Annotated in this window: 11 protein-coding genes; 4 read left to right on the forward strand and 7 right to left on the reverse strand. The window is 69.2% G+C overall.

The window, feature by feature from the left end; translation table 11 throughout:
• Nucleotides 1-59 precede the first annotated feature (59 nt).
• The 4 genes from SACMADRAFT_RS10975 to SACMADRAFT_RS10990 form a co-directional block, all read right to left on the reverse strand.
• On the reverse strand, nucleotides 60-1,220 hold the full coding sequence (locus SACMADRAFT_RS10975; protein ID WP_009153883.1) for a thiolase domain-containing protein: 1,161 nt from the start codon (nucleotides 1,218-1,220) through the stop codon (nucleotides 60-62).
• A gap of 3 nt (nucleotides 1,221-1,223) precedes the next feature.
• A complete protein-coding gene (locus SACMADRAFT_RS10980; protein WP_009153884.1) occupies nucleotides 1,224-2,276 on the reverse strand; it encodes a thiolase domain-containing protein in 1,053 nt (350 codons plus the stop codon).
• Nucleotides 2,277-2,286: 10 nt separating this feature from the next.
• Nucleotides 2,287-3,291: a Zn-ribbon domain-containing OB-fold protein gene (locus SACMADRAFT_RS10985; protein ID WP_009153885.1), complete on the reverse strand. Its 1,005-nt coding sequence runs from the start codon at nucleotides 3,289-3,291 to the stop codon at nucleotides 2,287-2,289.
• Between the two features lie 178 nt (nucleotides 3,292-3,469).
• Nucleotides 3,470-4,261 carry a crotonase/enoyl-CoA hydratase family protein gene (locus SACMADRAFT_RS10990; protein WP_040926292.1) on the reverse strand — a complete coding sequence of 264 codons (792 nt, stop codon included), beginning with the start codon at nucleotides 4,259-4,261 and terminating at the stop codon, nucleotides 3,470-3,472.
• A gap of 73 nt (nucleotides 4,262-4,334) precedes the next feature.
• Here SACMADRAFT_RS10990 and SACMADRAFT_RS10995 point away from each other — a divergent pair, with 73 nt between their 5' ends.
• The gene (locus SACMADRAFT_RS10995; protein ID WP_009153887.1) at nucleotides 4,335-5,951 is read left to right on the forward strand and encodes an acyl-CoA synthetase; all 1,617 of its coding nucleotides are present in this window, start codon (nucleotides 4,335-4,337) and stop codon (nucleotides 5,949-5,951) included.
• A gap of 14 nt (nucleotides 5,952-5,965) precedes the next feature.
• A complete protein-coding gene (locus SACMADRAFT_RS11000; RefSeq protein ID WP_009153888.1) occupies nucleotides 5,966-7,078 on the forward strand; it encodes an NAD(P)H-dependent flavin oxidoreductase in 1,113 nt (370 codons plus the stop codon).
• Here the strand turns inward: SACMADRAFT_RS11000 and SACMADRAFT_RS11005 are convergent.
• Nucleotides 7,059-8,300 (reverse strand): APC family permease, encoded by a 1,242-nt coding sequence (locus tag SACMADRAFT_RS11005; RefSeq protein ID WP_009153889.1) that lies wholly within the window; start codon nucleotides 8,298-8,300, stop codon nucleotides 7,059-7,061. The two genes, SACMADRAFT_RS11000 and SACMADRAFT_RS11005, sit on opposite strands and share 20 nt — an antisense overlap.
• 41 nt (nucleotides 8,301-8,341) lie before the next feature.
• Here SACMADRAFT_RS11005 and SACMADRAFT_RS11010 point away from each other — a divergent pair, with 41 nt between their 5' ends.
• Together SACMADRAFT_RS11010 and SACMADRAFT_RS11015 are read left to right on the forward strand one after the other, a co-directional pair.
• The gene (locus tag SACMADRAFT_RS11010) at nucleotides 8,342-8,851 is read left to right on the forward strand and encodes a hypothetical protein (RefSeq protein ID WP_009153890.1); all 510 of its coding nucleotides are present in this window, start codon (nucleotides 8,342-8,344) and stop codon (nucleotides 8,849-8,851) included.
• A 131-nt stretch (nucleotides 8,852-8,982) separates the two neighbouring features.
• Nucleotides 8,983-9,387 (forward strand): TIGR03667 family PPOX class F420-dependent oxidoreductase, encoded by a 405-nt coding sequence (locus SACMADRAFT_RS11015; protein WP_009153891.1) that lies wholly within the window; start codon nucleotides 8,983-8,985, stop codon nucleotides 9,385-9,387.
• Nucleotides 9,388-9,408: 21 nt separating this feature from the next.
• Here the strand turns inward: SACMADRAFT_RS11015 and SACMADRAFT_RS11020 are convergent, their stop codons facing one another.
• Together SACMADRAFT_RS11020 and SACMADRAFT_RS11025 are read right to left on the reverse strand one after the other, a co-directional pair.
• Nucleotides 9,409-11,073 (reverse strand): fumarate hydratase, encoded by a 1,665-nt coding sequence (locus tag SACMADRAFT_RS11020; RefSeq protein WP_009153892.1) that lies wholly within the window; start codon nucleotides 11,071-11,073, stop codon nucleotides 9,409-9,411.
• Nucleotides 11,074-11,295: 222 nt separating this feature from the next.
• Entirely contained in the window at nucleotides 11,296-12,336 is a 1,041-nt protein-coding gene (locus SACMADRAFT_RS11025; RefSeq protein WP_009153893.1) for a sigma-70 family RNA polymerase sigma factor, read from the reverse strand.
• Nucleotides 12,337-12,410: the final 74 nt, after the last annotated feature.

Below are 12,410 nucleotides of genomic sequence, written 5' to 3' on the forward strand. Positions count from 1 at the left end.
TCGGTACGACAAAAAACCGCCCGGCCCACCTCCTAGGTGGACCGGGCGGTTTGCTGTCGTCACGGCTTGTCGGCTCCGACGACCCACATGGAGAAGTACTGCGACCCGCCGCCGTAGGCGTGGCCGAGCGCGATCCTGGCACCGTCCACCTGGTAGTCGCCCGCGCGGCCCATCACCTGCTTGGCGGCCTCGGAGAATCGCAGCATCCCGGAGGCGCCGATCGGGTTGGACGACAACACGCCGCCGGAGGGGTTGATCGGCAGCCGCCCGCCGAGTGCGGTCTCGCCGGACTCGGTGAGCTTCCAACCCTCGCCCTCAGGCATGAAGCCGAGGTTCTCCAGCCACATCGGTTCGAACCAGGAGAACGGCACGTAGATCTCGGCGGTGTCTACTTGCGACAGCGGGTCGGTGATCCCGGCCTCCTTCCACAGCGCCGCTGCCGCGTCCCTGCCCGCCTGCGGATTCACCTGGTCGCGTCCCGCGAAGGTGGTCGGCTCGGTGCGCATCGCCGTCGCGTGCAGCCACGCGGCGCCACCCTCCACAGCGTCGCCCGCGGCCTCGTCGCCGAGCACCATCGCGCAGGCGCCGTCGGAAGAGGGGCAGGTCTCGTCGTAGCGGATCGGGTCCCACAGCATCTGTGACGCCCGTACCGACTCGACGGTGATGTCGGCCTGCCGCAGATGCGCGTAGGGGTTCAACGCCCCGTTACGCCGGTCCTTGGCCGCCACTATCGCGCCCACGTGCTCGGGTGCTCCCGAGCGGCGGATGTAGGACCGCACGTGGGGTGCGAAGTAGCCGCCCGCGCCCGCGCCGACCGGCATGTGGAACGGCGGCGAGATCGAAAGCGCCCACATGGCGTTGGATTCGGACTGCTTCTCGAACGCGACGGTGAGCACCCTGCGGTGCACGCCCGACTGGATCAGACTCGCCGCCACCAGCGCGGTGGAACCGCCGACCGAGCCCGCGGTGTGCACCCGCAGCAGCGGCTTGCCGTTGGCGCCGAGGGCGTCGGCGAGGAACAACTCTGGCATCATCACGCCCTCGAACAGGTCGGGCGCCTTGCCCACGACCACGGCGTCGATGTCGGCCCAGTCCACCCGTGCGTCGGCCATCGCACGGTCGACGGCTTCCCGCAGCAAACCCGGCATCGACACGTCGGTGCGCTTGGCGCGGTGATGTGTCTGCCCGGTGCCGAGGACGGCGGTGCGTTGCTTGCCCACGGATCAGCCCCTCTCCAGTACGGCCACAAGGTTCTGCTGCAAGGCGGGACCGCTGGTGGCGTGGCCCAGTGTGCGACTCGCGTTGCCCGCCAGGATCTGTCTCGCGGCCTCGCCGATGCGGGTCAGGCCTGCCGAGAACATCGGGTTCCCGGTGAGCGCGCCGCCGGAGGGGTTGATCCGGACGCTGTCGCCGAGGCCGAGCGCGTCGCGCAGGATCAGCTCCTGGTGGGTGAAGGGCGCGTGCAACTCGGCGATCTCCACGTCCCGCGCGCCGAGTGCGAGTCCGGCCTGCTCGGTCGACGGCGAGCGGGTCAGGTCACGGGCGCCGAGCGCGGGGGAGTCGATGCGGTGTTCGATGCCGGTGATCACGGCGGGCCGCTCGACGATGTCGCGAGCCCGCTCAACGGAGGCGAGCACCATCACGGCGGCGCCGTCGGTCACCGGCGCGATGTCGTGTGCCCGCAGCGGGTCGGCCACGAGCGGCTCCTCCAGCAACCGCGCCGCCTCGGCATCGCCGCCCAGCTGTGCGAACGGGTTGCTCGTCGCGTCACGTCTGCTGCGGGCCGCGACCTCGGCGAGGTCCTTCTCGCTCCACAGCCCGGCGTCCATGCCCAGCCGGGCCTGCAGCCCCGCGATGCCGATGGAATCCGGCCACAGCGGCGCCATCACGTACGGGTCGAGCTGAAGCGACAGCACCCTGCGCAGTTCACCGGCCGAGGCCTTGCCGAAGCCGTAGACCAGCGCGGTGTCCACCTCGCCCATGCGGATCTTCAGCCACGCCTCGTACAGCGCCCATGCCGCGTCCATCTCCACGTGCGACTCGTGGATCGGCGGGAACGCGCCGATCGCGTCGACCGCGGCGATGAAGGAGAAGGCCCTGCCCGCGAGGTAGTCCGAGGAACCGGAGCACCAGAAGCCGATGTCGGCCTTGGTCAACCCGGTCTGCTCGAAGACCTCGGCGAAGATCGGAACCAGCATCTCAACGCCGTTGGTGGTGCCGTGGGTGCGCCGCACGCAGGGCGCCTGCGCGAACCCGACCACCGCCACATCGTTCATCGTGTTCCTCTCACAGGTGGTGGGCGTAGGACTCGTACGGCGCGTCCGGTTCGCCGCTCGGCTCGAAGTGGGCGATGTTCTCCAGCGTCGTGGACCACTCCTCGCGTGGCTTCCAGGCCGCCCGCACCCGCATTCCCATCCGGACCTCGGAGGCATCACAGCCGAGCACGAGATGCAGGAACGGGATGTCGGCGCCGTCGAGCAGGATGTAGGCCGCGACGTACGGCGGCTTGATGCGCTGGCCGAGGAAGGGCACGTTGACGATGCAGAACGTGGTGACGATGCCGGTGTCGGGCAGTTCCACCTCTTCCACGGTCGGTACGCCGTCGGTGGGACAGGCGCCGCGCGGTGGGATGTAGACCTTTTCGCAGGCAGGGCAACGTTGGCCGATGAGCCTGCCCTCGGCCAGTCCGCGCAGGTAGCGGCTCTCCTCCGCGGACACCGAGTGCTGGAAGCTGAGGTGAATGGGCGTCACCACCGTGGTCACCGGGCTGCCCTCCTCCCGCTCGGCCACCGGCGGCGGTGGCGGAGTCGGTGCGGGGTCGTCAGGTGCAGCGTCCACGGGCACGAAGTAGGCGATGTCACGGATGTGTCCCACCGGCTCGTCGGCCCAGCGGACCCGCACCCGCATGCCGGTGCGCATGTTGGTGGCCGAACCCGCGTCCACCGCGTGCAAGAGCGCGGTGTCGGCCCCGTCGAGCCGGATGAGTGCCCAGGCGAACGGGCGTTGGATCGGCTGGCCCTCGAGTGGTTCGGGCGCCCACGACCACGACACCACGGTGCCCTCGTCGGCGACGTCGGCGAACTCGGTCAGCGCCTCGGCGGTGTGCGGGTCGTACTCGACCGGCGGCACGTGCACCCGGCCGTCGCTACCCCGGATGCCGACGATGCGTCGTTGCCGGAGTGCGTTGACGAAGTGCCCGAGAACGGGGCCGACCGAGCGGGTGTAGTCGAAGCCCACGTTCAGCGGAGCCGACAGTGGGGTCTGCTCTGTCTCGGTTGCGGCTGGATTCACGTCACGAAGTGAAACACGTTCTCGATTTGTCGGCAAGCACCGGCGCGGCCTGTCACCTGGATCTCCGTGGCAGTATCTGTAACAAGTTCTAGTAATCGGCCGCGCGGGTTGCCCGCCGGAGGTGCTCCGGTGGCCCGCCGCGCCTTCCTCGCGTCGGCGACGGGCCACCGCACACGCGTCAGCGGCCCTGGAAGCGGGGCTTGCGCTTCTCTGCGAAGGCGCGCGGGCCTTCCTTGGCATCGTCGCTGGCGAACACGCCGACGCCGTACTGGGACTCGAGCTTGAACGCCTCCTCCTCGTGCATGCCCTCGGTGTCACGGATGGTGCGCAGGATGGCCTGCACGGCCAGCGGCCCGTTCTGGGCGATCCGGTCGGCGATCTCCAGCGCACGGTCCAGCGCCGTGCCGTCGGGTACCACGTGCCCGATCAATCCGATGTCCTTCGCCTCCGCCGCGGTGATGTGCTTGCCGGTCAGCAGGATCTCGGCGGCCACGGTGTACGGGATCTGCCTCGGCAGTCGCACGGCCGACCCGCCGAGCGGGAACAGTCCCCAGCGCGCTTCCGAGACCCCGAACTTCGCGCTCTCACCCGCGACGCGGATGTCGGTGCCCTGCAGGATCTCCGTGCCGCCAGCGATGGCGGGTCCCTCCACCGCCGCGATCAACGGCTTGCTGAGCCTGCGCCCCTTCAGCAGCCCGTCCATGCGGCTGGGATCGAACGAGCCCTTGTCGAAGGCGTTGGAAGGGCTGTTGCGACTCATCGACTTCAGATCGGCGCCCGCGCAGAAGGCGCCACCCGCGCCGGTCAGCACGCAACTGCGGATCTCGGGATCGGCGTCGACGCGGTCCCACGCCTGCGTCATGATCGCCAGCATCTCCCCGCTGAGCGCGTTGCGTGCGTGCGGCCGGTTCATCGTCACCACGAGCGTGTGCCCGCGTTGTTCCACCAGAGCGTGCGGTTGCTCTTCCATCCGCGACTCCATCCGCGATCCTTCAATCCGTTGGCCCATTGCCTGAAACGATAACATGTTCTAGTTTGTCACCGTGGCTTTCAACATCGCGGACCTCCTCGAGCACGCCGTGGACGCCGTGCCGGACCGCACCGCGGTTATCTGCGGGGACCGGCGGCTGACCTACGCCCAGCTGGACGAGCGGGCCAACCGGCTGGCCCACCACCTCGCCGGAAACGGGGTGGGCAAGGGCGATCACATCGGCGTGTACTCGCGGAACTCCATCGAGATGATCGAAACGATGTTCGCGGCGTACAAGCTCCGCGCCATCGCGATCAACATCAACTATCGGTACGTGCACGGTGAGCTGAGGTACCTGTTCACCAACGCCGACCTGGTCGCTCTCGTCCACGAGCGGCAGTACTCCGACCGAGTAGCCGGAGTGCTCCCCGAAGCACCCGACCTGAAACACGTTGTAGTCGTGGAGGACGGCAGCGACGGGAACTACGCGGCCTACGGCGGTGTGGAGTACGAGGCGGCGATGGCCGACAGTTCGCCGGAACGCGACTTCGACGAGCGCAGCTCCGACGACCTCTACATCCTCTACACCGGCGGCACCACGGGCTATCCCAAGGGCGTGATGTGGCGGCACGAGGACGTCTGGCGTGCGCTCGGCGGCGGCATCGACTTCGTCACCGGCGAGTACGTTCCCGACGAGTGGACGCTGGCCGAACAGGGCAAGCAGGGCGCCATGGTGCGGTTGCCCGCCGCCCCGCTCATCCACGGCGCGGCCCAGTGGGCCGCCTTCGGGGCGCTGTTCGCGGGCGGAACCGTGGTGTTCGTGCCGCAGTTCGATCCGCACGACATCTGGCGGGCGGTACAGGAACACAAGGTCAACGTGCTCACCGTCGTCGGTGACGCCATGGCGAGGCCGTTGCTGGATGCCTACCGCAGCGGCGGCTACGACGCCTCCTCGCTGGTGGCCTTCTCCAGCCATGCCGCGCTGTTCTCGCACTCGGTCAAGCAGGAGTACCTGGAGACCTTCCCCAACATCGTGCTCACCGACGCCATCGGTTCCTCGGAGAGCGGCTTCACCGGCATCGGGATGGCCTCCCGCGACGCCGACCACTCCGCAGGACCGCGGGTGAACTTCGGCAAGGACGCGATCCTCATCGACGACGACGGTGGGCTCGTCGAGCCGACGCCCGGCGCCGTGGGCAGGATCGCCAGGCGCGGCCACGTACCGCTGGGGTACTACAAGGACCCGGCCAAGACCGAGACGATCTTCGTCGAGGTCGGCGGCGTCCGCTACGTGGTGCCGGGCGACTACGCGCGCTACGAGGAGGACGGCACGGTGACCCTGCTGGGGCGCGGGTCGCAGTGCGTCAACACCGGCGGCGAGAAGGTGTTCCCCGAGGAGGTCGAGGGCGCGCTCAAGTCGCACCCGCAGGTGTTCGACGCGCTGGTCATCGGTGTTCCGGACGAGCGACTGGGGCAGCGGGTCGGTGCGATCATCGAGCCGCGCGAGGGTGTCGAACCCGACCTCGCCGCCATCGAGGCGCATGTCAGGAACGAGATCGCCGGTTACAAGGTGCCCCGCAGCATGTGGGTCGTCGAGCAGATCGGGCGGCTGCCGAGCGGCAAGCCCGACTATCCGTGGGCACAACGCCACGCGGCCGAGCACGAGCCGGCCGCCAAGCTCAACGCGTAGGAGGACGTCGAAGAATGCGCACCGCGTTGTGCGACACGCTCGGGATCGATCTGCCGATCGTCGGGTTCACACCGTCGCAGCACGTCGCAGCCGCCATCAGCAAGGCGGGAGGGCTCGGTGTCCTCGGCTGCGTTCGGTTCAACGATGCCGAGGAACTCGACAAGGTGCTCGGCTGGATGGACGAGAACACCGACGGCAAGCCCTACGGGGTGGACATCGTGATGCCGTCGAAGGTGCCCACCGAGGGCAGCTCGATGGACCTGAACAAGCTGATTCCCGACGAGCACAAGGCGTTCGTCGAGAAGACGCTGGCCCAGCTGGGGGTTCCGGAGCTGCCGGAAGACACCGAGGAACGCGCGGGCGTGCTCGGCTGGCTGCACTCGGTGGCCCGCTCGCACGTCGAGGTCTCGCTCAAGCACCCGATCAAGCTGATCGCCAACGCGCTCGGCTCCCCGCCGGTCGACGTCATCGAGCAGGCACACGAGCACGGTGTGCCGGTCGCGGCGCTGGCGGGCAAGGCCGAGCACGCGCGCAGGCACGTCGACAACGGGGTGGACATCGTCGTGGCGCAGGGCTACGAGGCGGGTGGCCACACCGGCGAGATCGCCTCGATGGTGCTGCTTCCCGAGATCGCCGACGCGGTGGGGCGAGAGGTGCCGGTGCTCGCGGCAGGTGGCATCGGCTCCGGCAGGCAGGCCGCGGCCGCGCTCGCGCTCGGCGCCTCGGGTGTGTGGACCGGCTCGATCTGGCTGACGACCAGCGAATACCTCGAGACGATGCCGGAGTCGCAGGCGGTGCAGCAGGCGCTGGTGCAGGCGACGTCGTCGGACACGGTCCGCACCCGGATCTACACCGGCAAGCCCGCCCGGCTGCTCAAGACCCGCTGGACCGAGGCGTGGTCGGCGCCGGACGCGCCGCAGCCACTGCCGATGCCGCTGCAGAACCTGCTGGTCTCGCCCGCGCACAACCGCATCCACGCCGCGGCCGACCCGTCCGTGGTTTCGATGCCCGTCGGGCAGATCGTCGGCAGGATGAACGACATCCGCCCGGTCGCCGACGTGCTCTCGGAGATGGTGACCGAGTTCGACGAGGCGGTGGCCAGGATGGTCAGCGTGAAGGAGAGCTGACGCGCACGGCGTAGGCCGCCGCACCCGCCGCCAGTACCGCCGCGCCCACGAGCACCGAGGGCAACGGCAGGCTGAACGCCAGCAGCATGCAGCCGAGCAGGCCGACGGCCGGAACCAGCCTGCCCGCACGCAGCGTCCACGCACTGGCGTTGGCGATCGCGTAGTAGACCAGCACCGCGAAGGAGGAGAACCCGATCGCGCCGCGAAGGTCGGCGAACGACGCCAGCAGCGCCACGACGGCGCCGACGGCCAACTCCGCGCGGTGCGGCACCCGGAACCGGGGATGGATCGCGGCCAGCCCACGCGGCAGGTTGCCGTCGCGCGCCATCGCCAGCACCGTCCTCGACACGCCCAGCACCAGGGCGAGCAGCGCGCCGAGCGCGGCGACCGCGGCACCGGCTCTTACCACGGGCGCCAGACCTGACCAGGCCGTGCCCGACACCGCCTGCGCGAGCGGGTCGCTACTCGCCGCGAGTGCGGCAGGCCCGAGTTGCAGCAGCGTCGCCACGGCCACCGCCGCGTACACGGCGAACACGATCGCGAGCGCGATCGGGATGGCCCTCGGGATCGTCCGCCGTGGCCTGCTCACCTCCTCACCGAGTGTGGCGATGCGGGCGTAACCGGCGAAGGCGAAGAACAGCAGGCCCGCCGACTGCAACACCCCGAGCGCGTCGGTGCCGGGAAACGGTGCCAGCCGGGAACCGCTCGGGTCGCCTGCGACCACGATCGCCGTCACGGCCGCTGCCAGCACCAGCAGGCTCACAGACACGAGCACCCTCGTCGCGGCCGCCGAGCGCTGGATGCCGCGGTAGTTCAGTGCCGTCAGCGCGGCCACGACAGCCACCGCCAGCAGGCCACGCCACGGTTGACCCAGCCCCGGCGCGGTGTAGGTGACGACCGTCAGCGCCATCGCCGCACAGCTGGCGACCTTCCCGGTCACGAACCCCCAGCCCGCGAGGTAGCCCCAGAACGGCCCGAGCCGTTCCCTGCCATACACGTAGGTACCGCCCGAGGCGGGGTAGCGAATGGCCAGCCTCGCCGACGAGGTCGCGTTGCAGTAGGCCACCACGGCGGCCACGGCGAGCCCGAGCAACAGGCCTGCCCCAGCGGCGCGCGCCGCGGGCGCGAACGCCACGTACACCCCGGCGCCCAGCATCGCGCCGAGGCCCACCACGACCGCGTCGGCGGTGCCGAGCCTGCGCGCCAGTGATTCCCCGGCCATGCGCTGCAACCTACCGGTGCGCCGGTTACGTCTTGTCCAACATGAGGTGGAAACAGGCGATCATCGGTGTGAGTGTCGCGGTACTCGGCGCCGTCGGGGCCGGGTGCGCCCAGCAGGGCGATGTCCAACCAGGCTCGGGTGGCGCCGGCAACGACGACGCAGGCCGCGCTCCCGTTGAGCTGCCGAGGGAGTCGGGGCAGGGCGCGGGCCGCAAGCCCGTGCAGCCGCCCGCCTCGGACGAGGGCAGGCCCGTGCCGCCGGAGCGGGTTGACGGCTCGGCACTGCCGCGTGGCTATCCCGTTGAGGTCTCGGTGACAGGGGACGGACGCACGCTGCGGATCGTGGGCCAGGAAGGAGGGTGCAGCAAGGCCAGTGCCGAACTGGCGGAGCAGCGGGGCGATCGGGTCGCCGTCACCATGGTCGAGACCAAACCGACCAGCAAGGACATCGCGTGCACGATGGACATGCGCTACCCGCCACTGACGGTCACGCTCGACGAACCACTGGGCCAGCGGATGGTGGTGCTGACCTACCAGGCACGCCAGACGTGACGCCGGAGACGGCGACACGGCAGCGGCCGTGCCGCGCTGGGGGACAGCAGGACAGCAGCCGCTCACCCTCGACCGGCTGACCGTGTGGCGTTCGGTCGCTTGGCTCGGGCAGCACCGGGCACACTCGCGGCATGACTTTCCGACCGACCTCGCAGCTGCTGCGCCACGCGGACGACCGCATCGCGTGGCTGACCACGGTGACTCCCACGGGCAGGCCCGCGCCGCGCCCTGTCTGGTTCGTCTTCGACGGCGAGCACTTCCGCGTGTTCAGCCAACCGGGCACGAGAAAGCTCGAACACATCAGGCGCAACCCGGCCGTGACACTGCACTTCAACAGCGATGCCGATGGCAGTGACGTGCTGGTGATCAGTGCTACCGCGCGGCTCGAAGGCGAGGAGCGCAAACCCTCGACAACACCGGGTTATCTCGACAAGTACGAGCAGGCCTACCCCGCGATCGGGCACGACGCCGGCAGCTTCGACGCCTCCTACTCCGTTGGCGTCCGGATCACCCCGACCCGAAGCTGGGGTTTCTGAAGGGGCGGGGCCGCCGTGACGTCAGCTTCGGAACGAGATCTGCAGCACCGGCTCGGAGGTCTCTGAGAAGAAGTCGTTGCCCTTGTCGTCGATGACGATGAAGGCGGGGAAGTCCTCCACCTCGATCTTCCAGACCGCTTCCATGCCCAGTTCCGGGTACTCGAGCACCTCCACCTGCTTGATGCAGTCCTGAGCCAGCCGTGCGGCGGGGCCACCGATCGAGCCGAGGTAGAACCCGCCGTGCGCGCGGCAGGACTCGGTGACCTTCTTGGAGCGGTTGCCCTTGGCGAGCATCACCAGTGACCCACCGGCGGCCTGGAACTGCTCGACGTAGGAGTCCATCCGGCCCGCGGTCGTAGGGCCGAAGGAGCCCGAGGCGTAGCCGTCCGGGGTCTTCGCGGGCCCCGCGTAGTAGACGGGGTGGTCGCGCAGGTATCGCGGCATCGGCTCGCCCGCCTCCAGCCGCTCGGCGATCTTGGCGTGCGCGATGTCCCTCGCGACCACCAGCGGTCCGGTGAGGCTCAGCCGGGTCTTCACCGGCAGTCGTGACAGTTGCTCACGAATGGCGTCCATCGGGCGGTTCAGATCCACCGCCACGACCTCTTCGGACAACTCGTCCTCGGTGACCTCCGGCAGGAACCGGGCCGGGTCGCGCTCCAGTTGCTCGATGAACACACCCTCAGCGGTGATCTTCGCCTTGGCCTGGCGGTCGGCCGAACACGACACCGCGATCCCCACCGGGCAGGAAGCGCCGTGGCGGGGCAGCCGGATCACTCTGACGTCGTGGCAGAAGTACTTGCCGCCGAACTGGGCACCGATGCCGAACTGCCTGGTCATCTCCAGCACCTGCTGCTCGAGCTCCACGTCGCGGAAACCGTGCCCCAGCGCCGAACCCTCCCTCGGCAGCTCGTCGAGGTAGCGTGCCGATGCCAGCTTGGCGACCTTGAGGTTGTACTCGGCCGACATACCGCCGACGACGATGGCGAGGTGGTAGGGCGGGCAGGCCGCTGTGCCGAGGCTGCGAAGCTTCTCGTCGAGGAACCTGGCCAAGCGCTTGGGGTTCAGCACCGCCTTGGTCTCCTGGTAGAGGAAGGTCTTGTTGGCGCTGCCGCCGCCCTTGGCCATGAACAGGAACTCGTAGGCGGGGTCGGCACCGGAGCCGTCGTGGTGGTACAGCTCGATCTGTGCGGGCAGGTTCGTGCCGGTGTTGCGTTCCTCCCAGAAGTTCAGTGGCGCCAGCTGCGAGTACCGCAGGTTCAGTTCCTGGTAGGCCTCGAAGATCCCGCGGGACAGTGCCGCCTCGTCACCGCCACCGGTGAGCACACCCTCACCGCGTTTGCCGATCACGATGGCGGTACCGGTGTCCTGGCACATCGGCAGCACGCCTCCAGCGGAGATGGCCGCGTTGCGCAGCAGGTCCATCGCGACGAACCGGTCGTTGCCGCTGGCCTCGGGATCGTCCACGATCGCACGCAACTGTGCGAGGTGGGACGACCGCAGCAGGTGCTGGATGTCGCTGATGGCGACACGCGCCAGCGTCGTCAGCGCGGTGGGGTCCACCTCGAGGAAGTGGCGGCCCGCGGCTTCCACGACACGCACGCCTTCCGCGGTGACGAGGCGGTACTCGGTGGTGGTGTCCTTACCGAGCGGCAGGACTTCGGTGTGCTGGAACGAAGAGGCAGTCACAGCTCGGCTCCGTTGCGCGTGGTCAAGGGGGCTTAGACCGTACCGCGCCGTGGTGGCCGTGGTGGAGCAAGCCCTTACCGTGCGCGACACAGATCACGCCGCACGGGCGTGGCAGCGGCAGCAGTACGGCCGAGGATTCGCCGCGAAAGCGGCTCGTCCTCGGCCGTACCTGAGCAGCGCCGCAGCAGCGCGGCCCTGTCCGCCTGTGCGCCCGTGGCGACGTCAGCTGGCGTAGGCGCGCAGCCTGTCGGCGCGCTCTCCCTGCCGCAGCTTGGACATCACTTCACGCTCGATCTGCCGCACCCGCTCCCTGGAGAGCCCGAAGTGCTTGCCGATCTGGTCGAGCGTGCGGGGCTGACCGTCGTCGAGTCCGTAACGAAGCCTGATGACGTGCTGCTCCCGGTCGTCAAGCGTGGCGAGTACGCGCCGCAGGTCGTCCTGCAACAGCCCGGAGATGACCGCGCTCTCGGCGTCGGTGGCCTCGGCGTCCTCGATGAAGTCGCCGAGCGGGGCATCCTCCTCGGAGCCGACCGGCATGTCGAGGCTCACCGGGTCCCGCGCGTGGTCCAGCAGGCTCGCCACCTTCTCCTCGGCGATGCCCGCCTCCGCAGCCAGTTCCTCGTGAGTGGCCTCACGGCCGAGTTGCTGATGCAGGTCCCGCTTGATCCGGGCCAGCTTGTTGACCTGCTCCACCAGGTGCACCGGCAGCCGGATCGTGCGGCCCTGGTCGGCCATACCTCGGGTGATGGCCTGGCGGATCCACCACGTGGCGTAGGTGGAGAACTTGAAGCCCTTCGAGTAGTCGAACTTCTCGACGGCTCGGATCAGTCCGAGGTTGCCCTCCTGGATGAGGTCGAGCAGTGGCATTCCACGGCCGGTGTAGCGCTTGGCCAGCGACACCACCAGTCGGAGGTTTGCCTGCAGCAGGTGGTTCTTGGCGCGCTGGCCGTCGCGTACGAGCGCGGTGAGCTCGACCCTGCGCTGCCTCGGCAGGTCCTCGGCGGTGTCGAGCACGTGCTGAGCGAAGACCCCGGCCTCGATCCGCTTGGCGAGATCGACCTCTTCCTCGGCGGTCAGCAGCGCTGTCTTGCCGATACCATTGAGGTATACCCGCACCAGGTCGGCGGCAGGGCCCTGCGCATCCAGATCCGGCTCTTCCTGTGCCGTGGCGCCTAAGGGTGCCGTGTCGTACTCGACGGCGGGCACAGGGATCTCTCGCTCACGGATCCCACGGGCCTCACGTTCGAGAGTCTGGACGGACATCTTGCCTCCCCGGTCAACGGGCTGACGTGTGCTACCTCTCACGCCTGCGTCGCGCGTCGTGCGCCGGGCCTGTG

The organism is Saccharomonospora marina XMU15 (assembly GCF_000244955.1).
Taxonomy (GTDB): Bacteria; Actinomycetota; Actinomycetes; order Mycobacteriales; family Pseudonocardiaceae; genus Saccharomonospora_A; species Saccharomonospora_A marina.

Excerpts from the sequence above, each read along its gene's own strand:
- SACMADRAFT_RS11000 (WP_009153888.1), top strand. The coding sequence starts at position 5,966 with ATGCGCACCGCGTTGTGCGACACGCTCGGGATCGATCTGCCGATCGTC.
- SACMADRAFT_RS10990 (WP_040926292.1), bottom strand. The coding sequence starts at position 4,261 with ATGGAAGAGCAACCGCACGCTCTGGTGGAACAACGCGGGCACACGCTC.
- SACMADRAFT_RS11025 (WP_009153893.1), bottom strand. The coding sequence starts at position 12,336 with ATGTCCGTCCAGACTCTCGAACGTGAGGCCCGTGGGATCCGTGAGCGA.
- SACMADRAFT_RS10980 (WP_009153884.1), bottom strand. The coding sequence starts at position 2,276 with ATGAACGATGTGGCGGTGGTCGGGTTCGCGCAGGCGCCCTGCGTGCGG.
- SACMADRAFT_RS11010 (WP_009153890.1), top strand. The coding sequence starts at position 8,342 with ATGAGGTGGAAACAGGCGATCATCGGTGTGAGTGTCGCGGTACTCGGC.
- SACMADRAFT_RS11005 (WP_009153889.1), bottom strand. The coding sequence starts at position 8,300 with ATGGCCGGGGAATCACTGGCGCGCAGGCTCGGCACCGCCGACGCGGTC.
- SACMADRAFT_RS11015 (WP_009153891.1), top strand. The coding sequence starts at position 8,983 with ATGACTTTCCGACCGACCTCGCAGCTGCTGCGCCACGCGGACGACCGC.